The following is a 21,370-nucleotide window of genomic DNA, read 5'->3' on the forward strand; positions in this document are numbered from 1 at the left end:
CCGGCCCCGGGTACGCTTCCTGTATGAGTGCTGTTCCTCGTTCCGACAGGGCGTCCGGCAAGCCGGCCGGCCGATTCCGGCGCATGCTCGACCGACTGTCCACCTCGCAGGAGGACCTGGAGTCGGAGGAGCTGCGCGAGGACTCGGAGACGACGGGCTGTACACGCATCGGTGACTGCCACGACCGACAGATCGTCACGGTTACTGGTACGTTGCGCACCGTAACCCTGCGGCCACGCGCCGGAGTTCCGGCCCTGGAGGCGGAGTTGTTCGACGGCTCGGCCGCACTCGACGTGGTGTGGCTCGGCCGGCGCTCGATCGTGGGAATCGAGCCGGGCCGCAAGCTGATCGCATCGGGGCGTGTCTCGATGAGCCGGGGCCGTAGGGTGCTCTTCAACCCCAAATACGAACTCAGACCGCTCGGACGGGAGTAGCCGGTGACGTCCCTCGACAAGCCGACCGACCGCGAACCCGCAAGCCAGGAGACCGCAGACAGGGCGGTGACCGAGGCAGCGCTCTTCGAGGCCTTCGGCGGCGTGCGGGGCATGGTGGAGACCGTTCTGCCCGGTCTCCTCTTCGTGACCATCTTCACCATCAACAAGGACCTGCACATGTCGGCCATCGCGGCCCTCGCGGTGTCCTTGGTCCTCGTCGTGGTGCGTCTGGTCATGAAGGACACCGTCAAGCACGCCTTCAGCGGTGTCTTCGGCGTCGCCTTCGGTGTCGTCTTCGCGATGATGACCGGCAATGCCAAGGACTTCTATCTGCCGGGCATGCTCTACACGTTGGGGCTCGCGCTCGCCTACATCGTGACGACATTGTGCGGGGTTCCTCTGATCGGGCTCATTCTCGGGCCCGTGTTCAAGGAGAACCTGTCGTGGCGGACGCGTAATCCCGGGCGCAAGAAGGCCTACGCGAAGGCGAGTTGGGCCTGGGGGCTCATCCTGCTCGCCAAGTGCGCCATTCTCTTCCCGATGTACTGGTGGGCGGACACGGCGAAGTTCGGCTGGGTGCTCATCGCGTTGAAGATTCCGCCGTTCCTGCTGGCGGTGTGGCTGACGTGGGTGTTCCTGGCGAAGGCGCCCGCGCCGATCGACGTGTTCGCGGAGATGGAAGCCGAGGAGGCGGCCGCCAAGGCTGCCGCCGAGGAGCGGGAGGCCTCGGCCGGCGCCGGTGGGCCCGCGCGGCATCGCCGTGAGGGCTGAGGTCGTTTCGGCGGCCTGCGGTCGGTGGGGCTTCTCGTGCAGTTCCCCGCGCCCCTGACAAGCGAAAGGGCTGGTCGGCGAGCATAAGCTCGCCGACCAGCCCTTTCGCTTGTCTACGCCTCTTCGCGGCGGACCGACAGCAGGTCCTCCAACTGCTCCTCCCGGGCCTGCGCCGCGACGAACAGGAGCTCGTCGCCCGCCTCCAGGGAGTCCTCCTGGCTGGGGGCCAGTACGCGGGTGCCGGCCAGGGCCGACTCCGGCGGGAGCGTCAGCTCGACCAGGTTCGCGTCGCCGTGGCTGAAGCGGAGCAGGCGCACCAGGTCGCCCACGCTCACGGCCTCTTCGACCAGGGCCGACATGAGGCGCGGCGTCGAGACGGCGACGTCGACACCCCACGACTCGTTGAACAGCCATTCGTTCTTGGGGTTGTTGACACGGGCGACGACCCGCGGAACCCCGTACTCCGTCTTCGCGAGCAGGGAGACGACCAGGTTGACCTTGTCGTCGCCGGTGGCCGCGATGACCACGTTGCAGCGCTGCAGCGCCGCCTCGTCCAGGGACGTGATCTCGCAGGCGTCGGCGAGCAGCCACTCCGCCTGCGGGACGCGCTCGACCGAGATGGCGGTCGGCGCCTTGTCGACGAGGAGGACCTCGTGGCCGTTCTCCAGCAGTTCGCCCGCGATCGAGCGGCCGACGGCTCCGGCTCCGGCAATGGCGACCCTCATCAGTGACCGCCCTCCTCTTCAGGACCCTCGGCGAACGCCGCCTCGACCTTCTCGACATCGTCCGTACGCATCATCACGTGGACGAGGTCGCCCTCCTGCAGCACCGTCTGCGACGTCGGCAGGATCGCCTCGCCGAGCCGGGTCAGGAACGCGACGCGCACGCCCGTCTCCTCCTGGAGGCGGCTGATCCGCTGGCCGACCCAGGACGGCGAGGCGTGCACCTCGGCGAGCTGTACGCCGCCGGTGGGGTCGCGCCACAGCGGCTCCGCGCCGGACGGCAGGAGGCGGCGCAGCATCTGGTCGGCGGTCCAGCGGACCGTGGCGACCGTCGGGATGCCCAGGCGCTGGTAGACCTCGGCGCGGCGGGGGTCGTAGATCCGCGCCGCCACGTTCTCGATCCCGAACATCTCGCGGGCCACGCGGGCGGCGATGATGTTCGAGTTGTCACCGCTGGAGACGGCGGCGAAGGCGCCGGCCTCCTCGATGCCCGCCTCGCGCAGGGTGTCCTGGTCGAAACCGACACCGGTGACGCGGCGGCCGCCGAACCCGGAACCCAGACGGCGGAAGGCCGTGGGGTCCTGGTCCACCACGGCGACCGTGTGGCCCTGCTGTTCCAGGGTCTGGGCGAGTTGGGACCCTACCCGGCCACAGCCCATGATCACGATATGCACGGCCCTACCCCGCACTCCTCATAGGCATTCTGACCTGCGTAAACGTCCTGCTCATGTCTCTCTCTCGCGGCTCGGTCCAGCCGGTGCGGCTCGATCTCGGGCACGGGTGCGGGCGTGCCTCGCGGCTCGCGCTCTAGACCACCGTATCGGCAATGTGCTCGAACTCGACCTTCGCGTCAGGGGCTAGATCGTCCCGGCTCCCGGGGCGCTTCCTAGACTGGCGGCACCAGAGGCAGGAGGCGGCATGGCCGGGCGTCGTACGCGGTGGGGGTGGCTCGCGCTCGTCGTGGCCGCGGTCGTGGTGTGGGGCATGGCGGCGCGGCACGGAGACACCGCGCCGTCCGGGGCGGGCGCCGGGTCGGCCTCGCCCAAGGAGTCCCGGCCGGCAAAGTCGCCGAAGTCACACCCGCCGAGTTCGTCACAGCAGCCGAAGCCGAAGGAGCGATCGGCGTCGTCGTCGTCGCCGTCCTCGGGGGCGCCCTCTCCCTTTCCCTCTCCCTCTCCGTCGGCGGGCAGCGGCTACGACCCCGCCGACTACGCCCCCGAAGTCCGCGCCCGTGCCCGGCAGGCCGGGGTCGACGCCCGGCTCGTGATGGCGATCCTCTACAACGAGGCCTACAAGCCGCACGACCCTGCGCTCGAACGCGCCTGGCAGCGCTACAAGCCCGACGCGGCCTTCGGCATCGCGAACATGCACCGGGCCGCCTTCGACGACACCCGGCGCGGCCGCGCCTTCGCCGACCGGCGCTGGGAAGAACTGCCGGACGACCGGGACCTGGCGATCGAGGCGGAGGCCTGGCACCTGCACGACCTGAACGCCCGGCTGCCCGCCCACTGGAGCGGCCCGTACAGCCGCGACGAACTGCTCGCGCTCGGCTACAACACCGGGGCGGGCAACATGCTCGCCTTCGCCCGCGGTGTCCCGCCCGGCAGCCAGGCCCGCTCGTACCTCGACAAGCTCCGTGCCAACTGGGCGAAGGCGGGCCGGGCCGTCGCCTGAAGACAGGCCCCGGCCGCCCGCGTCGGACGAATGGGGGTGGCGGGTGGGCGGCCCCCCGTTCGAACGCTTACGATCCTCTGCGTGTCCAAACTGACCGACGTGCCCAAACGGATCTTGATCGGGCGCGCACTGCGCAGTGATCGACTGGGAGAAACGCTCCTGTCGAAGCGCATCGCACTCCCCGTTTTCGCCTCCGACCCGCTGTCCTCCGTCGCGTACGCGCCCGGCGAGGTGCTGCTGGTCCTCTCCATCGCGGGCGTGTCGGCGTACCACTTCAGCCCCTGGATCGCGGTCGCGGTCGTCGTGCTGATGTTCACGGTCGTCGCCTCGTACCGGCAGAACGTGCACGCCTACCCCAGTGGTGGCGGCGACTACGAGGTGGCCAACGTCAACCTCGGCCCGAAGGCCGGGCTCACCGTCGCCAGCGCCCTGCTCGTCGACTACGTCCTGACCGTCGCCGTCTCCATCTCCTCCGGCATCGAGAACCTCGGCTCCGCCGTCCCGTTCGTCGTCGAGCACAAGGTGCTCTGCGCGTGCGCCGTGATCGTGCTGCTCACGGTGATGAACCTGCGCGGTGTGAAGGAGTCCGGGAAGCTCTTCGCCATCCCGACGTACGTGTTCGTGGCCGGCGTCTTCATCATGATCGCCTGGGGTGCGTTCCGCGGGGTCGTCCTCGGCGACACCATGAAGGCGCCCACCGCCGACTTCCACATCAAGGCCGAGCACCAGGGCCTCGCGGGCTTCGCGCTCGTCTTCCTGCTGCTGCGCGCGTTCTCCTCCGGGTGCGCCGCGCTCACCGGTGTCGAGGCGATCTCCAACGGCGTCCCGGCGTTCCGCAAGCCCAAGTCGAAGAACGCGGCGACCACCCTCGCCCTCATGGGCGGCCTCGCCGTCACCATGTTCTGCGGCATCATCGTCCTCGCGCTCGTGACCGACGTGCGCATGGCCGAACACCCGGCGACCGACCTGATCCACAACGGCGCCGCGGTCGGTTCCGGTTACGTCCAGAACCCGGTGATCTCCCAGGTCGCGGAGGCCGTCTTCGGCAACGGCAGCTTCCTGTTCATCGTGCTCGCGGCAGCCACCGCGCTCGTCCTCTTCCTGGCGGCCAACACCGCGTACAACGGCTTCCCGCTGCTCGGCTCGATCCTCGCGCAGGACCGCTACCTGCCGCGTCAGCTGCACACCCGCGGCGACCGCCTCGCGTTCTCGAACGGCATCGTGCTGCTCGCCGGCGCGGCGATGCTGCTGGTCGTCATCTACGGGGCCGACTCGACCCGCCTGATCCAGCTCTACATCGTGGGCGTGTTCGTCTCGTTCACGCTGAGCCAGACCGGCATGGTGCGGCACTGGAACCGCCATCTGCGTACGGAGAAGGACCCCAACAAGCGCCGCCACATGGTCCGCTCCCGCGCGATCAACACCTTCGGCGCCTTCTTCACGGGCCTGGTCCTGGTGGTCGTCCTGTGCACCAAGTTCACCCACGGCGCCTGGGTCGCGCTGCTCGGCATGTGCATCTTCTACGCGACGATGAGCGCGATCCGTAAGCACTACGACCGGGTCGCCGAGGAGATCGCCGCGCCGGAGACCCCGTCCGACGACAGCGTGCGCCCGTCCCGGGTCCACTCGATCGTCCTCGTCTCCAAGATCCACCGCCCGACCCTGCGGGCCCTGGCCTACGCCAAGCTGATGCGCACGGACACCCTCGAAGCGCTGAGCGTCAACGTGGACCCGGCCGAGACGAAGGCGCTGCGCGAGGAGTGGGAGCGCCGCGGCATCGACGTACCCCTCAAGGTCCTCGACTCGCCGTACCGGGAGATCACCCGGCCGATCATCGAGTACGTGAAGAGCCTGCGCCGCGAATCGCCGCGCGACGCGGTCAGCGTGATCATCCCCGAGTACGTGGTCGGCCACTGGTACGAGCACCTGCTGCACAATCAGAGCGCCCTGCGGCTCAAGGGACGCCTGCTCTTCACCCCCGGCATCATGGTCACCTCCGTGCCCTACCAGCTGGAGTCCTCCGAGGCCGCCAAGAAGCGGGCCCGCAGGCGCTCCGAGTGGAACGCGCCGGGTGCGGTGCGCCGCGGACCCGTGGAGAAGCGGCCCAAGGAGCCCAGCGCGAAGTAGCTCCTTGCGGGACAAGGCCCTGGCGAGCGGCCGGGCGACAGCCACGTAGACTGGTGGGCTGTTGTCCGGCCGCTTTCCTGTGGCCGTACGCGTTCGTTGCGCTGGTTGTTGTTTTTCGTTGTTCCCCCTTACGTACTGGAGCCCCCGCCATGCAGGCAGAACCGAAGAAGTCACTGGTGGGGGAGGAGTACGAGGTCGAGGTCGGGCCCGTCGCGCACGGCGGTCACTGCATCGCGCGCACGTCCGAGGGCCAGGTCCTTTTCGTCCGGCACACGCTGCCCGGCGAGCGGGTCGTGGCCCGGGTGACCGACGGCGAGGAGGGCGCGCGCTTCCTGCGCGCCGACGCCGTGCAGATCCTCGACGCGTCCAAGGACCGCGTCGAGGCGCCCTGCCCGTACGCCGGTCCCGGCCGCTGCGGCGGCTGCGACTGGCAGCACGCCAAGCCGGGGGCCCAGCGCCGCCTCAAGGGCGAGGTCATCGCCGAGCAGCTGCAGCGGCTCGCGGGCCTCACCCCCGAGGACGCCGGCTGGGACGGCACGGTCATGCCGGCCGAGGGCGACAAGCTCCCGTCGGGCGAGGTGCCGCAGTGGCGCACGCGCGTGCAGTACGCGGTCGACGCGGACGGCAACGCCGGTCTGCGCCGCCACCGCTCGCACGAGGTCGAGCCGGTCGAGCATTGCATGATCGCCGCCGAGGGCGTCTCGGAGCTGGGCATCGAGCAGCGCGACTGGGCCGGCATGGAGTCGGTCGAGGCGATCGCGGCGAGCGGTTCGCAGGACCGCATGGTGATCCTGGAGCCCAAGCCCGGCGCCCGCCTGCCCCTCGTCGAACTCGACAAGCCCGTCTCCGTCATGCGCGTGGAGGAGAAGGACGGCGGCATCCACCGCGTCCACGGCCGCGCCTTCGTGCGCGAGCGCGCCGACGGCCGTACCTACCGGGTCGGCAGCGGCGGCTTCTGGCAGGTCCACCCGCAGGCCGCCGAGACACTGATGCGCACCGTCATGCAGGGCCTGCTGCCCCGCAAGGGCGACACCGCCCTCGACCTGTACTGCGGCGTCGGCCTCTTCGCGGGCGCGCTCGCGGACCGGATCGGCGAGAAGGGCGCGGTGCTCGGCATCGAGTCCGGCAAGCGCGCGGTCGAGGACGCCCGGCACAACCTCGCCTCCTTCGACCGGGTCCGCATCGAGCAGGGCAAGGTCGAGACGGTCCTGCCGCGCACCGGCATCACGGACGTCGACCTGATCGTCCTGGACCCGCCGCGGGCCGGCGCCGGGAAGAAGACCGTCGCCCACCTCTCGACGCTGGGCGCGCGACGCATCGCGTACGTGGCGTGCGACCCGGCGGCGCTCGCGCGGGACCTGGGGTACTTCAAGGAGGGCGGGTACCGGGTGCGGACGCTGCGGGCGTTCGATCTGTTCCCGATGACGCATCATGTGGAGTGCGTGGCGATTCTGGAGCCGGTGAAGAAGGACGACTGACCTTCGGGTTCGGGGGTGGCGGGCGGGACGCGCGGTCTGGCGGGGTGTCACTCGGCCGGGCTCGCAGGTCGCCCGGGACGTGGGCGACGAGCGGCCTGTTCGTCGTCTCGGCGGCGGTCGCCGTGGCCGGTCAACTGCGGCTGACCGGCTGGGCGAAGCGCTGCTGGGAGCCTTCGAGGGCGCTGGTGTGCGGGCTGGCCGCGATGGGCCTCGCGTTCCTGCCTCCGGCCCTCACCCCGTCCGGTGCCACGGCGGGTGTCGTCGGCGCGCTCGTCGTCGCGGTGATCCTGCTGGCCGCCGGCGCGATCGTCTACCCCTTCGAGATGGACACCGTCGTCTCCCTGTCCGGCAACCGGCTCGTGGCCACGCACTACGGGCTCTACAACACCGTGTCGGGGCTCGGTATCACCCTCGGCAACCTCGCCATCGGTGCCCTGTGGGACATCGCGGTGCGGCGCGGTGCGCTGTGGCTGCCGTGGCTCGCTCTGACCGCGACCGGGCTCGCGTGCGCACTCTCCGTCGCCGCGCTCGCCCGTAGCGGCCGCCTCGGCGCACGGAGGGAGCCGCAACTCGTCGCCGCTTGAGGGATGGTGGCGATGACTCCCGGATGCCCCGCCCCGCGGGATCAGTGCGTGCCCCATCAGTGCCCCGACTGCTTCCGCAGGGTCCTCGCGGTGACGGCGAGCCCGGAGGCGACGGCCGTCAGAAGGGTGACGGTGGCGGCCGTAGTGAGGGTGCCGGTGTTCAGGTGCAGGCCCACGTCGGAGGAGGTGACCTGAGAGAGCCCGGAGGCCATGCCCATCAGCGGGGGCAGCGTCACGGCGACGCCGAGCACCGTGCCGATGGTCACGACCAGGGCGCTCTCGCCCGCCGAGGCGAGAAGCAGTTGGCGGGCCGTTCCCCCGGTGGACTTCAGTACGCGGGCATCGTGCCGTCGGCCGTGGGCGGCCATGGCCATGCTGTTCGCCACGGCGATGACGCTGTAGCCGACGGCGATCACGATGAGCATGGCCGCGAGGCTGTCGGTCAGTTCGGCGTCGGTCTCGTAGTCGGCCAGCGCGTACGCGGCGGCGTCGTGCACGGCTGTGCCGGGGACCGCGGCTGAGGCCCGGGTGGTTCGGGGGACGAAGATGTCGTCGGTGAGCGCGGCCGGGTCGTGGGCGCGGACCAGGTCACGTGCGACCACGAAGTCGCCGCGGGCCGGGTCGTCGGGCAGGACTGCTCCGACGCGCAGCGCGACGGTCGCGCCGTCGGCGAAGCGGATCCGGACTCTCTGGCCCTGCGCCAAGTCCAATTGAGCGGCGGTGCGTTCGCCGAGGACGGCCTCGCCCGGCTTGCTCCAGCGGAGGTCGCGGCTGCCGAGGACGTCCAGGACCGTCGGACTGTTGCCGGTGTCCGCGTCCGTGTTCTTGAGCACGAACGCGCGGGTCGGCAGCGCGGCCTTGCCCACCGGGTTGGCGGTGACCACCTCGTCCGTGATGCCCGGCGTGCCGTGCGAGGTGACGATCGTCTGCCCCTTCACCTTCAGGGCTTCGCCCGCCGGATAGGCCACCCGCATCGTCTCCACCACCCCGCTGAGCAGCACCGCGAAGCCGACAGCTGCGATCACCGGGGTCACCAGGGACGCGGCGCGGCGCGGGTGCGCGACGAGCTCGGCCCGGATCAGCACCGGACCCGCCGAGTCGCCGCGCCGGAACGGGGCCGTCAGCAGCCGGCCGGCCGGTCCGACCAGTACCGGGGTCAGCAGCGCCGCTGCGACGATCAGCGTCATCGTGGCGAAGATCGCCATGTTGATACGGTCGTCGGCGCCGGAGGTGGCGGTGCCGACGGCGAGGAGCACGCCGAGGGCGAGAGTCGCGAGACCTGCCAGCCAACGGCCGCGTCCCATCGCGCTGTTGGCCGAACGGCTGTCGAGCAGCGCCTCCATGGGGGCGACCCGGGCGGCTTTGCGGCCCGCGGCCCAGGCACCGACGACGCTGACCCCGACACCGGTCGCCGCGGCCGTGAGAAGCGGCCAGGCGGCGACGTCGATCCTCATGTCCGGCGGGGTGACGTCGAGGCCGTCGAGGAGCGAGCGCAGCAGGGGGGTGGCGGCCACCCCGGCCGCGCAGCCGGCGACCGAGCCGAGCAGACCTACCACCGCGGCCTCGCCGAGGATCATGCGGCGGATCTGGGCGGGAGCCGCGCCCAGGGTGCGCAGCAGGCCGATCTCACGGCGCCGCATCCCGGTCGCCAGGACCAGCAGGGACGCGACCACGAACACCGTGGTGAACAGGCCGAGCACAGCCATCGCGCTGATCAACTGGAGTCCCAGGAAACGCTTGTGCTCGATGTACGCGGGCTGCAGCTCGGCCCGTCCGGCGCCGGAGACCACGCCGCCCCGGTCGCCGACCGCCTTCTCGGCGGCGCTGACGATCGCGCCGGTGTCCGCCCCCTTGCCGGGGATCAGGGCGATGGCCCGGACCCCTGGCTGCTGCCGAGCGGCGAACGTCTCGCTGAAGTAGTAGCCGGGGCCGTCCACGGTGCCGACGACGGTGAACTGCCTGCGGCCCTGCGTGATGTTGACGGTCAGGTCGCTGCCCACGGCCGCGCCCAGGGCACGGTCCACCACGACCTCGTCCGGACCGCGGGGAGCCCGGCCGGCCACCAGCTCGTACGGCGCCGTGCGCGCACTGTCCCAGCCGTGGCCGGACTCCAGGGCGCCCTCGTCGGCCACCGGTCTGCCGCCCCTGACCGCCTGGGCGTAGAAGGAGCGGTCGAGCACGACCCGGGTCACGCCCGGGACTTCGGCGAGCGCGGCCCGCAACGGCCCTGCCTCGGGCGGGCTCCACGGCATCCGGTCCTCGGGGCTGCCGTCCGCGTCGACGGCTTGCTCCGGCAGGACCAGGGCGGCGGCGCCCGCGTACCGGGGCTGCACCCTGGGGCGGGAGGAGTCGTAGACGACCAGCGTGGTCGTGATCAGGGCGACGCCCACCAGAACAGCGGCTAAGGCGCCCAGGAAGGCGGACCAGCGGTCGCGCACGTTCGCAAGGATCAGCATCACGCCTCCAGACGGGTCATCCGGGCGGCGATCGCCGCGGCGTGGTCGGCGTCGCGGTCCCCGGAGCACCGGTCGAGAGGGAGGCGGTCGCTGATCCGGCCGTCCTTGAGGAAGAGCACGACGTCCGCCGTCGCCGCCGCCAACGGGTCGTGCGTGACCATCAGCGTCGTCTGGCCCTCCTGGTCGACGAGCATCCGCATCATCCGCAGCACCTCGCGGGAGGTGACCGTGTCCAGGGCACCGGTCGGCTCGTCCGCGAAGAGCACGGCGGGGCGGGTGACCAGGGCCCGGGCCAGGGCGACGCGCTGCTGCTGGCCGCCGGACAGTTGGCTGGGGCGGTGCCCGGCGCGGGCGGTCAGGCCGACGGCGGCCAGTGCACTCGCGACCTGCTCCCGGCTGACCTTGCGGCGCGCGAACCGGGACGGCAGCTCGACGTTCTGCGCCGCCGTCAGGGACTCCACCAGATTGAACGCCTGGAAGACGAATCCCACGTGGTCACGGCGGAGTTCGGTGCGCTCCTTCTCGCCGCGACCCCCTATGTCCACCCCGGCGAGCACGATCCGGCCGTCGGTCGGCTCCTCGAGGCCGGCCGCACACTGCAGCAGCGTCGACTTCCCGGAACCGGAGGGGCCCATGATGGCGGTGAAGGTGCCACGCGGGAATCCGACGGAAACGCCGTCGAGCGCCGTCACCCTACGCCCGCCAGTGCCATGGATCTTGCGCACGCCCTGCAGCTCGACCGCGTCCTGCGCGGGAGCTCGCCCCGCGGCTGTCGCTGTCGCAATCGTCGCCGGCGTCGTTGACTTCGCTGTCGTCATGCGTCGATTTCACTGGTCGGGGCAGGTGCGGCGCACTGATCCAGCCTCTACTTCAGAAGTAGAGCCAGCTCTACCGCGGCGCTCGAGCCGCCCGGCTACCGTGATCACATGCGTCCGACAACTGCCTGGCAGGCCATGACCCAGCGCCCGCTGAGCTTCCTGACCTCCAGCTGGCCCTGGCGGTCCCTCGCCTATCTGAGCGGGGGCGTCGTGGTCGGCGCCGCAGCCGTGCTCTTCTTCGCCCTGGGCCTGGCCGCGGGGATCGCCCTCCTCGTCGTCCTCATCGGCATCGCGCCGCTGGTCGGCCTGGTGCTCGCGTCGACCGTCGTGGGCCGGGTGGAGCGGCGCCGGCTGCGTCTGGTGGACCTGGACCGGCTGCCCGATCCGCACCGGGCCCCCGACGACCCCGGCCTGCGGGCCTGGGCGGTCACTCGCCTCAAGGAGCAGGTGACCTGGCGGGAGTTGATGTTCACGCTGCTGTCGGCGGCGGCCCTGTGGTGGCTCGACCTGCTGGTTCTCGGCTTCTCTTTCGGCCTGCCCGCCGCCACCTTCACCGCGACCGACGGGACCACCTGGCCCTGGACGGTGTTCGGGGCGATCGTGCTGCTCGCCTCGCCCTACACGGTGACCTCCTGGGCGGGCGCGCGGGCGGCGATGGCCCGCACCTACCTCGCGCCCCGCGACAAGGAGCTCGGGGAGGAGCTGCGCGAGGTGCGCGCCTCACAGTCGCGGTTGCTCGATGCCTTCGACGCCGAGCGGGTTCGTATAGAACGGGATCTGCACGACGGGGCGCAGCAGCGGCTCGTCTCGCTCGGGATGACCTTGGGGATGCTGCGCCTCGAAGTTCCCAGCGACTCGACACAGGCCGAGCTGCTGTCCCAGGCGGAGATCCAACTCTCCGCCGCACACAGGGAGTTGCGGTCGTTGATCCGGGGCCTGAACCCGCCTGTGCTCGCCGATCACGGCCTGGTCGCGGCGATCGAGGACTACGCGGGCCGCTTCCCGATCCCGGTGATGGTGGATCTGCGGCTGCCCGAGCGGCTGCCCAGGAAGCTGGAGACGACCATGTACTACCTGATCAGTGAGGCGCTGACGAACATCGCCAAGCACAGCGGGGCCCAGCGTGCCCAGGTGAACGGCCGATGCCATGCCGACCTGCTGACCCTCTACATCCTGGACAACGGTCGCGGCGGGGTCGACCTGGAAGGAGGCACCGGTCTGACCGGGCTCGCGGACCGGGTGAAGGCGATCGACGGCCGGATACAGGTGTCCAGTCCGGTCGGTGGTCCGACTCTGTTGCACGTGGAGGTTCCGTGTCGCTTCGCCTGATCGTGGCCGAGGACGCCGTTCTGCTGAGAGAAGGCCTGGTCGGGCTCGTCGAACGGGTCGGCCACAAGGTGGTGGCGGCCGTCGGGGACGCCGACGCCCTGGTCGAGGCGGTCCGCGCCGACCTGCCCGACCTGATCGTCACCGACGTACGGATGCCGCCGACCCTCGGCGACGACGGACTGCGCAGGGCGGTGCAACTGCGCGAGGAGTTCCCCGGGCTCCCCGTGCTCGTCCTCAGCCAGTACGTCGAACGCTCCTATGCCCTGCGTCTGTTGGATTCGGGCGGTGGCGCGGGCGTCGGCTATCTGCTCAAGGAACGGGTGAGCGCGGTCACCGACTTCATGGCCGCGATCGACCGGGTCGCCGCAGGCGGGACCGTGGTGGACCCGGAAGTCATCACTCAACTGGTCCGGTTGCGCCAGGACCCGCTGGAAAGACTGAGCCCCCGGGAACGCGAGGTGCTCGCGCTGATAGCGGAGGGACGTACCAATGCCAGCCTCGCGAAGCACTTGTTCATCAGCGAAGCGGCGGTCAACAAACACATCGGGAACATCTTCAGCAAGCTGGATCTGCCGGTGGACACCGAGGGCCACCGGCGAGTCCTCGCGGTCCTCGCCTTCCTGAGTGCCTGAGTGCCTGAGTGCCTGAGGGGCGTATGGGCGTATGGGCGTAAGGGAGGCGAGGGTCGCCCCTCAGCCCAGGCTGTAGCACCGGATCACGATGGCGTCGCCGTCGTCGTGGGCGAGGCCCACGAACACGGTGCGGGTCAGCCAGAGATGGGCGGGGGCGTCGGTGCGGAAGACGGGGGCCGTGCGGAAGTAGACGTCGGGGGCGCCGGACCCGGCGGGGTCCGGGTGGCTCTCGTGGTAGTAGCCGCGGTTGACGATGTCGATGACGGCTCCGTCGTCGGCCCGCAGAAGGTAGCGGGCCTCCAGTTGGCAGACCTCGCCGCGGGTGCTCGACCAGTCACCGCCACCGGACAGGACCGTGCCGGTGAGGCGGGGGCCGCGCACGGTCCCGCCGGTGATCGGGGTGAACTCGGTGTGTTCGCCGGTGCCGTGGCCGATGTGGAGCGGGGTGGCGATCTCGGCGCGGATCTCGAAGGCGTAGGAGAGGGTCGGGGAGGTAGGGGAGGTAGGAGTGGGCATCGGGGCTCCTCAGGGGGTCGGGGCGGGGCGGCGTTTCGGTTTCCAGCCGGGGCGGGGCACCGAGTCGAGCAGTGTGCGGGTGTACGGGTTCTGGGGGTCTGTCAGGACCTCGTGTGCCGGGCCCTGTTCGACGATGCGGCCGTGGTGCATCACCGCCACGTCGTCGCAGACGTGTCGTACGACGCCGAGGTCGTGGGTGATGAACAGGTAGGCCACGCCGGTGCGTTCGCGGATGACGCGGAGCAGGGTGAGGATCTGGGCCTGCACGGACACGTCCAGGGCGGCCACCGCCTCGTCGAGGATCAGGATGCGCGGCCGCACCGCCAGGGCCCGCGCGATGGCGACGCGTTGGCGCTGGCCGCCGGAGAGGGCGCGGGGGAGCGACGCGGCCTGGCGTTCGTCGAGGCCGACCTGGTCCAGGTGTTCGGCGACGCGGTGATCGCGGGCCGCGCCGCGCAGGCCGGTGTGGAGCGCGATCACTTCGGCGAGGGCGTCGCGCACCCGTTGGCGGCGGTCGAGGGAGGCGTACGGGTCCTGGAAGACGAGTTGGACGGCGCGGGGGCCTCCGGCGGTGTGGATGGTGCCGGAGGTGGGGGTTTCCAGGCCGGCGATCATGCGGGCCGTGGTGGTCTTGCCCGAGCCGGACTCGCCGACGATGGCCAGGGCGCCGCCTTCGCGGAGGGTGAGGTTGACGTCGTCGACCGCCAGGGTGGGGCCGAACTCCTTGCGTAGGTTGGTTACTTGGAGGGCGGGATGCATCCGGGCTCCGGGGTGTGGGCGCCTAGTGGGTGGGGTGGCGGAGGTGCGTCGGCGGGTGCGCGTGGCGGTGTGTGCTCGCACGGTTCCCCGCGCCCCTGGCTGGGATAGTGGCAAGCCGTGACCGAGTCCTCGGCCCGGACCGGGGTCGGGGTGTCGGTGCGGCAGCGGTCCCGCACCGACGGACACCGGGGTGCGAAGGCGCAGCCCTCGGGCGCCTCGTACGCGGACAGCGGGCGGCCGGGGATCGCCCGGAGGGAGCCGGCGGGCGCGTCGGGGGCCGGGCGGGAGGCGAGCAGGGCCCGCGTGTAGGGGTGGCGGGTCGCCTTGTGGAGGCGGTCGGCGGGGAGTTCCTCGACGACGGAGCCCGCGTACATCACGGCGATGCGGTCGCAGACGGCGGCGGCGAGGTCCAGGTCGTGGGTGATGAACAGCATCGCCAACTCCCTCTCGGCGCGCGCCTCTTCGATGATGGCCATCACCTCGGACTGGGTCGTCACGTCGAGCGCGGTCGTGGGCTCGTCGGCGAGGAGCAGCCGGGGACCCGTTGCCAGGGCGGCGGCGATCATGACGCGCTGGAGGAGGCCGCCGGAGAGTTCCGGCGGGCGCTGGCGCAGGCGGCGTGCCGCGTCCGGGATGCCGACGGAGCGCAGTAGGCCGGTCACGGTGGCCGTCGCCTCGCGCGGGCGGGTGCCGGACGCGATCAGGCCCTCGGTGAGGAAGTCGCCGATCGTGCGTACCGGGTTGATGTGGGCCCGCGGGTCCTGGAAGACCATGGCGACGTCACGGGCGCGCAGCGTGCGCAGCGCGGCCGGGGCGAGGTCGTGGACCTCGGCGCCGTCGACGCGCACGGAGCCCTCGACGCGGGCGCCGGCCGGCAGCAGCCGCAGCACCGCCCGCGCGGTCAGCGACTTGCCGGAGCCGGACTCGCCGACCAGGCCCACGGCCGCCCCCGCCGGGACGGAAAGGTCCACCCGATGGATGACCGTACGGTCGTCGACGCCGCGGTCGACTCCCCGCACCGGCAGGGTGATCCGCAGGTCCTGGATGTCGAGAAGCGTCGTCATCGGGCATCCTCTCCGAGGAGTCGTCGTGACAGGCCGTTGCCGAGCAGGCTGCACGCGATCACGAAGACGACGATCACCAGGCCCGCGTACAGGGACTGCTCGGCCCGCCCGGCGAGGACTCCGGACGTGCCCTGCGCGACCATCAGTCCCCACTCGGCGGTCGGCGGCTGCGCGCCGAGGCCGATGAAGGAGAACGCCGCCACGTCGAGCAGCGTGTAGCCGAACGAGACCGTGACCTGGACGAGCACCAGCGGCAGCAGGTTCGGGGTGATGTGGCGCAGGCAGATCCGCCACCCGGACAGGCCCAGCATGCGCAGCGCCGACACGTACGGCAGATGCGTCTCGCGCAGCGCCGCCCCGCGCACCGTGCGGGCCACGTACGGGAGATACGCGACGGAGAGCGTCACCACCGCCACCCGCAGTCCCGCGCCGAACACGGCCGCGCCGACCACCGCGAGGATCAGTCCCGGGAAGCCGAAGACCACGTTCAGGGCGGCGGAGACGGCCCGGTCGTACCAGCCGCCCCGCCACGCCGCCGAGATGGCGAGCGCCGTGCCGACGGTGCTCGCCACGACCGTGACCACGGCGGGCGCGAGCAGGCTGGGCCGTGCCCCGAACAGGATCCGGGACAGGACGTCCCGCCCGGTGTCGTCGGTGCCGAGCCAGTGCGCCGCCGAACTGCCCTGGTAGACCGCCATGGGGTCGACGGCCTCGGGATCGTACGGGGCGATCAGCGGTGCGCACACGGCGGCCAGGATCACCAGGGCGACGACGCCGGCCGAGGCGATCAGCGTCCACCGGCCGCGCGCCCGGACCCGCAGACGCGCCAACACCCCGACAGATCCTGCGATGTGATAGGTCGTCATGCCGTGGCCTCCAAGGGCGTGCGGCGGTCGAGGAGGGCGGTGACGACATCCACGACCGTGTTCACGCCGACGAACAGCACCACGCTGATCAGCGCGAGCGCCTGCACCACCGCCAGGTCCTGCTTCGCGGCGCTCTGCACGAGCAGCGCCCCGATGCCGTTGACGCCGAAGGCCTGCTCCACGACGGCGCAGCCCGCGATCAGGCCGGCCACGGCGACGCCGGAGACCGAGAAGATGGGCGCGGAGGCGTTGCGCAGCACGTGCTTGCGGACGACGAGGTGTTCCGGCAGGCCCCGGCCGCGCGCCGTCTGCACGTGCTCGGAGGCGAGTTCGGCACGGACCGCGGACCGAGTCACCTGGGCCACGTACGCGAGCCAGGTCGCGGCCAGCGCCAGTGCCGGGAGGGTGAGGTGTTCGACGCGGCCGCCGAATCCGCTGCCCGTCCCGTACGCGGGGAACCAGCTCCAGCGCACCGACAGCCACCAGATCAGCAGCACCGACATCACGAACGTGGGCACCGCCATCAGCGCCGTCGTCACCGTCGTGATGATCGTGTCGCCGATGCCGCCGCGCAGCGCGGCGAGCGTGCCCAGCGCGACGCCCGCGCCGATGATCAGCACGGCCGCGTACGCGACGAGGAAGAGCGTGTTGCCGATGCGGTCGCCGACGAGGTGGGTGACCGAGTCCTGATAGCTGAGGGACTGACCCGCGTCACCGTGCAGCAGCCCGGTAAGCCACCGCCAATACCCCTGCAGAAAGGGGTCGTCGAGGTGGTACGCGCGGTGGATCTCGGCGATCAGCTTCTCGCTGGGCGGCTTGCCCCCGCCCAGCAGCAGGGTCGCCGGATCGCCCGGCGAGACGAACAGCGCGCCGTAGACGGCGAGGCTCGCGACGAGCGCGGTCGCCACCAGCAGCCCGGCGCGCCGGACCACGAACCGCCAGACGCTCATGACGTGCCGCCCAGCATCGCCGCCCACGGCATGTTGATGTACGCGAAGGAGGCGGGGGCGCCGCTGAGCCGCTTGTTCAGGAACACGCGCTCGTACGGACAGACGATCGGGACGACCGGCAGGTCCTCGGAGTAGAGCGCCTGCCCGGCGACGAACTCCTTCGCGGAGCCCGCCGGATCGAGGGTGCTCCTGGCCTTGCGCAGATGTGAAGTGACCTTGTTGTTCCGGTACTTGATCCAGTTCAGCGGGGACGCGGGATCGGTGAACATCTCCGCGTACGAGAGCGGGTCGGGGATCTCCACGTAGCCGAGGGCGATCGTCGCGTCGAGGCCCTTGCGCAGCGCCGGGTTGTAGAACATGCCCGACATCTGGGTCGGCTGGAGCTGCCGGATCACGATCTTCAGGCCGATCTTCTTCGCGGCGGCCTGGAGGAAGGTGAGGGTCTGCAGGGACTGCTGGTCGCCGGCGGCGGTCGCGAACGTGATCGTGCGCTGCTTCGGCGCGGCCTCGTCGACGAGCTTCCTCGCCTTCGCCGTGTCGGGGTCGGGGATCTCGGGCAGCGCCGCGTACCCCTGCGCGTACACGTCCTTGGCCTCGCTGTTCTTCCAGACCAGGGACGGGACGAAGGTCTTCTCGCGCCGTGCGGCACCGTCGTACACATTGCGGATCAGGGCTGTGCGGTCCAGGACGAGGGAGAGCGCGTCGGTGATGCGGCGGTCGGCGAGCGGTGAGGTGGGGCCGGTGCCGGTGAGGAAGACGGTCTGCGCCGAGGGGCCGTAGTAGAGCTTCCCCGCGTCGGAGGAGCGCAGTGCCTTGGCGACCGTGGACGGGATCTCGTAACTCCCGTCCATCTGACCGGAGATGAGGGCACTCGTAAGCGTTCCGTTGTCGGTGATGAAGCGGAAGGTCAGCCGCTTCACCTTGGGGCGGAGCTTCGTGTCCCAGTAGTGGGTGTTGCGGGTGACGGTGAGGGACTCGCCGGGCTGCCAGCGCTTCAGCTCGAACGGGCCCGTGCACATCAGGCCGCCCTTCGCCGTGCCGTAGTCCTGGCCGGCCTTCTTCAGGTACGCGGCCTTGCTGACCGCCCCGAAGCCGTTGACGAGGTACTTCAGGAACAGCTCGTCGGGCGCGCGGAAACGGACCGTGACCTGGTGGCTGCCGGTCGCCTTGATGGTCGTCACGCCGGCGAGGACGGGCGCGTTGACGCTGCGGGTGGCCGGGACGCGCTGCCGCTCCAGGCTCGCCACGACGTCCGTGGCGGTCATCGGGGAGCCGTCCCAGAAGGTCACGCCGTGGCGGAGGTTCAGGACCAGTGTCTTCGGGTCGGGGCGGTGCCAGGAGGTGGCGAGGCCGGGCGCCGTCGAGTAGTCGGGGCGCAGCCGGATCAGTGGGTCGCAGAGGTTGGAGGCGACCGTGCTGGGCGAGTAGTCGCCGACCCGGGCCGGGTCGAGCGTGGTGGGTTCACCGGTCGGCAGGTTCCAGGTGACGTCGTCGAGTGTGCCGTGCGCGGCGGGCGTCGTGCCGGTCAGCTTCACCGCGCCGCCGGACGAGGGGTCCTTCGCGGTGCCGCCGCCCGCGGAACACGCCGTCAGGGCCAGGGCGGTGAGAGCGAGGGCGGTGCGTCGGGGAGCGTGCATGAGGGTGCTCCTGATCGGGGAGTGCTGCGTGGATGCGGGGGTCCTTCGGTGCGGGGGGTTCAGTGCTGTGCGTGGGGTGTGGGGGAGTGCTGTGCGTCGGGTGCGGGCAGGACGGTGAGCACGAGGCGGGAGGGGAGCGCGCCGCCGGTGTGCAGGGTCTGGGTGCTCGGCTTGGCGGCGACGGTGGTCCACGGGTTCTCGTCGCTTCCCGACGCGGGCAGGTACATCGGGTAGTCGCTGCTCGCCAGGAGCAGCGCGAGCCGGTGTCCCGGGCGCAGCCGGTAGCCGGTGTGCCCGAGGTCGACCCGTACGTCGTCGGGCGCGGCGTCGGCCCGTACGCAGACCTCGCCGCGCGCGATCGGATGGGCCTGCCCGTCGGGGCCGAGGTCGAGCAGCTTCACGAAGACGTCGAACACCGGGGCGCTGCTGGTGACATGGAGGTCGAGGGCGAGCGGGCCCGCGAGGTCGAGGGGCGCGGCGAGGGCGGGACCGGTGAAGGTGAGCACGTCGTCGCGGGTGGTCAGGGGCGCCAGGTCGGGGTAACTCTGCAACTGGGCGAAGGAGTTGGGCACCAGGGAGGGGACCAGGTCCTCGGGGTCGTACGTCCATTGCGCTGCAGCGCCGCCGGGCGGGGCTGCCGATCCGTCGAGCTTGAGCCCATCGATGCCGTCGAGTCCGTCGAGCGCGTCGAGCCAGAAGGTGCGCTCGACCGCTTCGGGCGGCGGCCAGGACGTCGACGTACGCCAGCCCGCGTGCCCCAACTCCCATCGGGCCTTGGGCAGTTCACTCACCCGGCGGGTGCCCTTGAGGAACACGTCGAAGAACTCGACGGCCGGGTCCACATAGTCGGGGAGCATCCGGGCGAGGGCCGCCGGATTCGTGGCGTGGTCCGTCTCCTCGGTCGCCGGGGCGTCGGCGAGCCGGTAGTTCTCGTGGTCGATCGCGCCCGCCCACAGGTACTGCACGGCGTCCCAGCCCGGCCGCGCGGCCAGTTCCATGTAGTCGCCCATGTGCGGCGTCACGATGTTGTCGAACCAGCCCACGCAGTGCAGCACCGGCACCGGGCGCGCGTCGAAGGGGTGCAGGCCGCGCGCCGGGAACAGGTCCGTGAAGCGCGGGGCCAGCAGGTCGAACCAGGTGGAGCGGGCGCCGATCGCGCGGAACGCCTCCTCGAACTGGTCGATGACCGGGCGGACGGCGCGGTCCGGCTCGTAGTCGTACACGCCTTGGTCGACCCAGTAGTGCGCGAAGTACTCGATGCCCTCCAGCCAGACGGGCCGGCCGACCGGAGCCGTGTTCTGCGCGGTCGCGTTGAAGTCGACCGTGGTCACGCGCGGCACGATCGCGCGCAGCGCCGGATGCTGGGAGGCCACCGCGGCCCACTGGGTGAACCCGTAGTACGAGTCGCCGAACATGCCCACCAGCCCGTCGGACCAGGGCTGTCGGACGATCCAGTCGATCGTGTCGTAGCCGTCGTCCGGTTCCCTCAGGAACGGCACGGTCGGGCCCTCGGAGCGGAATTTGCCGCGTACGTCCTGCACGACGACCGCGTAGCCGCATGCGGTGAAGCGGGCCGCGACCTCGTCGAAGTACACGTAGCGGCTGTTCTTGTCGTAGGGGAGACGGACGAGGACGGCCGGCACGTGGGCGTCCCCGTGCTCGCCCCTGTGCCGGTCCCCGTGATCGGGCAGGTAGACGTCCGTGGCGAGCCGGACGCCGTCGCGCATCCGCACCCGGAACTCCTGGGCCCTGGACGGGACCGGGGCCGGGCCGGTGCGCGCGAAAGTGAAGGTCATGAGGGTGAACTCCCGGAGGCAGAGCGCGAGAAGCGGGGCGCGGGGAGGTGCAACGCCGTGATGTAACGACGTTGTATGACAACATTGCAGCTCCGTGTGAACACGGTCAAGCCATTGCGTTAAGGTCGGCGACATGCCGATCGAGGTAGACGAGGCCAGGCGGCTCGACGAGATCGCCGAGGCCACCATTCAGGTCGCCCGCGAGCGCGGCGTCCGTTCCGTGACCATCCGTGCCGTCGCGCAGGAACTCGGCGGCTCCACCGCGATGGTGACCAACTACGTGTCCAGCCGCGCCGCCCTGATGATCAACGCCCTGCGGCTCGCCGAGGCCGAGTGGGGCCGCGAGATGGCGGAGGCCCTCGACGGGGTCGAGGGGGAGGAGAGGCTGCGCGCGGCCGTGCGCTGGATGTGCACCACCGAGCGCGACGACGAGGTGCTGCGCCGGCTGCTGATGGAGATCGCCAGTGCCGGGTCCGAGGCGGGCGGGGAGATCGAGGCGGTGCGCCGGGGAACGTCCCGTCGGTACCGGGAGGAGCTCGGGGTGTTCGCGGCCGAGGCGGGGCTCGCGGACGCGGAGTTGGGGGGTGACGTGCTGCATCTGCTGCTGCGGGGGTACTGGCTCGCCACGCTCGAGGACGGGGAGCAGTGGCCCGCGGAGCGGGGGGAGCGGGCGATCCTGGCGGTGCTGGAGTTGCTGAAATCCGGCTGAGCTCGGCCGAAGCGGGCCTGCGGGGGCGGGGGTTGACAGGTTCTCGGG

At 71.2% G+C, this 21,370-nt stretch carries 19 protein-coding genes and 1 pseudogene; 9 read left to right on the forward strand and 11 right to left on the reverse strand.

The window, feature by feature from the left end:
- Window positions 1-23: 23 nt before the first annotated feature.
- Window positions 24-434 carry an OB-fold nucleic acid binding domain-containing protein gene (locus B072_RS0141915; RefSeq protein WP_078506802.1) on the forward strand — a complete coding sequence of 137 codons (411 nt, stop codon included), beginning with the start codon at window positions 24-26 and terminating at the stop codon, window positions 432-434.
- Window positions 435-437: 3 nt separating this feature from the next.
- Entirely contained in the window at window positions 438-1,205 is a 768-nt protein-coding gene (locus B072_RS0141920) for a DUF3159 domain-containing protein (protein ID WP_018536003.1), read from the forward strand.
- Between the two features lie 113 nt (window positions 1,206-1,318).
- Here B072_RS0141920 and B072_RS0141925 read toward each other — a convergent pair whose 3' ends face one another.
- On the reverse strand, window positions 1,319-1,930 hold the full coding sequence (locus B072_RS0141925) for a potassium channel family protein (RefSeq protein ID WP_018536004.1): 612 nt from the start codon (window positions 1,928-1,930) through the stop codon (window positions 1,319-1,321).
- Window positions 1,930-2,601 carry a potassium channel family protein gene (locus tag B072_RS0141930; RefSeq protein ID WP_026246895.1) on the reverse strand — a complete coding sequence of 224 codons (672 nt, stop codon included), beginning with the start codon at window positions 2,599-2,601 and terminating at the stop codon, window positions 1,930-1,932. Before B072_RS0141930 ends, B072_RS0141925 begins: the two co-directional genes overlap by 1 nt.
- 244 nt (window positions 2,602-2,845) lie before the next feature.
- Between B072_RS0141930 and B072_RS0141935 the strand changes: the two genes are divergently transcribed.
- From B072_RS0141935 to B072_RS0141950, 4 genes and pseudogenes are all read left to right on the forward strand, one after another.
- Window positions 2,846-3,601 carry a hypothetical protein gene (locus tag B072_RS0141935; RefSeq protein ID WP_026246896.1) on the forward strand — a complete coding sequence of 252 codons (756 nt, stop codon included), beginning with the start codon at window positions 2,846-2,848 and terminating at the stop codon, window positions 3,599-3,601.
- Between the two features lie 81 nt (window positions 3,602-3,682).
- Window positions 3,683-5,728, forward strand: a complete 2,046-nt coding sequence (locus tag B072_RS0141940; RefSeq protein ID WP_018536006.1) for an APC family permease — start codon at window positions 3,683-3,685, stop codon at window positions 5,726-5,728.
- A 149-nt stretch (window positions 5,729-5,877) separates the two neighbouring features.
- Window positions 5,878-7,206 carry a class I SAM-dependent RNA methyltransferase gene (locus B072_RS0141945; RefSeq protein WP_018536007.1) on the forward strand — a complete coding sequence of 443 codons (1,329 nt, stop codon included), beginning with the start codon at window positions 5,878-5,880 and terminating at the stop codon, window positions 7,204-7,206.
- Between the two features lie 74 nt (window positions 7,207-7,280).
- Window positions 7,281-7,790: pseudogene (locus B072_RS0141950) on the forward strand (MFS transporter); the annotation flags it as partial.
- Window positions 7,791-7,846: 56 nt separating this feature from the next.
- Here the strand turns inward: B072_RS0141950 and B072_RS0141955 are convergent.
- Both B072_RS0141955 and B072_RS0141960 read right to left on the reverse strand, forming a co-directional pair.
- Window positions 7,847-10,246, reverse strand: a complete 2,400-nt coding sequence (locus tag B072_RS0141955) for an ABC transporter permease (RefSeq protein WP_018536009.1) — start codon at window positions 10,244-10,246, stop codon at window positions 7,847-7,849.
- The gene (locus B072_RS0141960) at window positions 10,246-11,064 is read right to left on the reverse strand and encodes an ABC transporter ATP-binding protein (RefSeq protein ID WP_078506804.1); all 819 of its coding nucleotides are present in this window, start codon (window positions 11,062-11,064) and stop codon (window positions 10,246-10,248) included. The genes B072_RS0141955 and B072_RS0141960 overlap by 1 nt, the downstream gene beginning before the upstream one ends.
- 108 nt (window positions 11,065-11,172) lie before the next feature.
- Between B072_RS0141960 and B072_RS0141965 the strand changes: the two genes are divergently transcribed.
- Together B072_RS0141965 and B072_RS0141970 are read left to right on the forward strand one after the other, a co-directional pair.
- The gene (locus tag B072_RS0141965) at window positions 11,173-12,393 is read left to right on the forward strand and encodes a sensor histidine kinase (protein ID WP_026246898.1); all 1,221 of its coding nucleotides are present in this window, start codon (window positions 11,173-11,175) and stop codon (window positions 12,391-12,393) included.
- On the forward strand, window positions 12,378-13,025 hold the full coding sequence (locus B072_RS0141970; protein WP_018536012.1) for a LuxR C-terminal-related transcriptional regulator: 648 nt from the start codon (window positions 12,378-12,380) through the stop codon (window positions 13,023-13,025). The genes B072_RS0141965 and B072_RS0141970 overlap by 16 nt, the downstream gene beginning before the upstream one ends.
- Window positions 13,026-13,085: 60 nt before the next feature.
- Here the strand turns inward: B072_RS0141970 and B072_RS0141975 are convergent, their stop codons facing one another.
- Genes B072_RS0141975 through B072_RS0142005 form a run of 7 tightly spaced genes read right to left on the reverse strand, consistent with a single transcriptional unit; the run spans window position 13,086 to window position 20,613 of the window.
- Window positions 13,086-13,541 carry a DUF3237 domain-containing protein gene (locus tag B072_RS0141975; protein WP_018536013.1) on the reverse strand — a complete coding sequence of 152 codons (456 nt, stop codon included), beginning with the start codon at window positions 13,539-13,541 and terminating at the stop codon, window positions 13,086-13,088.
- Window positions 13,542-13,550: 9 nt separating this feature from the next.
- Window positions 13,551-14,300, reverse strand: a complete 750-nt coding sequence (locus B072_RS0141980; protein ID WP_018536014.1) for an ABC transporter ATP-binding protein — start codon at window positions 14,298-14,300, stop codon at window positions 13,551-13,553.
- Entirely contained in the window at window positions 14,279-15,364 is a 1,086-nt protein-coding gene (locus B072_RS0141985; RefSeq protein WP_018536015.1) for an ABC transporter ATP-binding protein, read from the reverse strand. Before B072_RS0141985 ends, B072_RS0141980 begins: the two co-directional genes overlap by 22 nt.
- Complete coding sequence (locus tag B072_RS0141990) at window positions 15,361-16,230, reverse strand: ABC transporter permease (RefSeq protein ID WP_026246899.1); 870 nt, start codon at window positions 16,228-16,230, stop codon at window positions 15,361-15,363. Before B072_RS0141990 ends, B072_RS0141985 begins: the two co-directional genes overlap by 4 nt.
- Window positions 16,227-17,180 (reverse strand): ABC transporter permease, encoded by a 954-nt coding sequence (locus B072_RS0141995; RefSeq protein ID WP_043245670.1) that lies wholly within the window; start codon window positions 17,178-17,180, stop codon window positions 16,227-16,229. The genes B072_RS0141990 and B072_RS0141995 overlap by 4 nt, the downstream gene beginning before the upstream one ends.
- Window positions 17,177-18,817 (reverse strand): ABC transporter substrate-binding protein, encoded by a 1,641-nt coding sequence (locus B072_RS0142000; protein WP_018536018.1) that lies wholly within the window; start codon window positions 18,815-18,817, stop codon window positions 17,177-17,179. The genes B072_RS0141995 and B072_RS0142000 overlap by 4 nt, the downstream gene beginning before the upstream one ends.
- Before the next feature lie 59 nt (window positions 18,818-18,876).
- The gene (locus tag B072_RS0142005; RefSeq protein WP_018536019.1) at window positions 18,877-20,613 is read right to left on the reverse strand and encodes a CocE/NonD family hydrolase; all 1,737 of its coding nucleotides are present in this window, start codon (window positions 20,611-20,613) and stop codon (window positions 18,877-18,879) included.
- A 133-nt stretch (window positions 20,614-20,746) separates the two neighbouring features.
- Here B072_RS0142005 and B072_RS0142010 point away from each other — a divergent pair, with 133 nt between their 5' ends.
- Entirely contained in the window at window positions 20,747-21,322 is a 576-nt protein-coding gene (locus B072_RS0142010) for a TetR/AcrR family transcriptional regulator (RefSeq protein WP_018536020.1), read from the forward strand.
- Window positions 21,323-21,370: the final 48 nt, after the last annotated feature.

It is taken from the genome of Streptomyces sp. HmicA12, from assembly GCF_000373565.1.
Classification (GTDB): domain Bacteria; phylum Actinomycetota; class Actinomycetes; order Streptomycetales; family Streptomycetaceae; genus Streptomyces.

Bases quoted from the DNA above. Each gene is read 5' to 3' on its own strand.
- B072_RS0141975 (WP_018536013.1), bottom strand. From the start codon at position 13,541: ATGCCCACTCCTACCTCCCCTACCTCCCCGACCCTCTCCTACGCCTTC.
- B072_RS0141935 (WP_026246896.1), top strand. From the start codon at position 2,846: ATGGCCGGGCGTCGTACGCGGTGGGGGTGGCTCGCGCTCGTCGTGGCC.
- B072_RS0142000 (WP_018536018.1), bottom strand. From the start codon at position 18,817: ATGCACGCTCCCCGACGCACCGCCCTCGCTCTCACCGCCCTGGCCCTG.
- B072_RS0141980 (WP_018536014.1), bottom strand. From the start codon at position 14,300: ATGCATCCCGCCCTCCAAGTAACCAACCTACGCAAGGAGTTCGGCCCC.
- B072_RS0141965 (WP_026246898.1), top strand. From the start codon at position 11,173: ATGCGTCCGACAACTGCCTGGCAGGCCATGACCCAGCGCCCGCTGAGC.
- B072_RS0141955 (WP_018536009.1), bottom strand. From the start codon at position 10,246: ATGCTGATCCTTGCGAACGTGCGCGACCGCTGGTCCGCCTTCCTGGGC.
- B072_RS0142005 (WP_018536019.1), bottom strand. From the start codon at position 20,613: ATGACCTTCACTTTCGCGCGCACCGGCCCGGCCCCGGTCCCGTCCAGG.
- B072_RS0142010 (WP_018536020.1), top strand. From the start codon at position 20,747: ATGCCGATCGAGGTAGACGAGGCCAGGCGGCTCGACGAGATCGCCGAG.
- B072_RS0141985 (WP_018536015.1), bottom strand. From the start codon at position 15,364: ATGACGACGCTTCTCGACATCCAGGACCTGCGGATCACCCTGCCGGTG.
- B072_RS0141995 (WP_043245670.1), bottom strand. From the start codon at position 17,180: ATGAGCGTCTGGCGGTTCGTGGTCCGGCGCGCCGGGCTGCTGGTGGCG.
- B072_RS0141915 (WP_078506802.1), top strand. From the start codon at position 24: ATGAGTGCTGTTCCTCGTTCCGACAGGGCGTCCGGCAAGCCGGCCGGC.
- B072_RS0141945 (WP_018536007.1), top strand. From the start codon at position 5,878: ATGCAGGCAGAACCGAAGAAGTCACTGGTGGGGGAGGAGTACGAGGTC.
- B072_RS0141925 (WP_018536004.1), bottom strand. From the start codon at position 1,930: ATGAGGGTCGCCATTGCCGGAGCCGGAGCCGTCGGCCGCTCGATCGCG.
- B072_RS0141960 (WP_078506804.1), bottom strand. From the start codon at position 11,064: ATGACGACAGCGAAGTCAACGACGCCGGCGACGATTGCGACAGCGACA.
- B072_RS0141990 (WP_026246899.1), bottom strand. From the start codon at position 16,230: ATGACGACCTATCACATCGCAGGATCTGTCGGGGTGTTGGCGCGTCTG.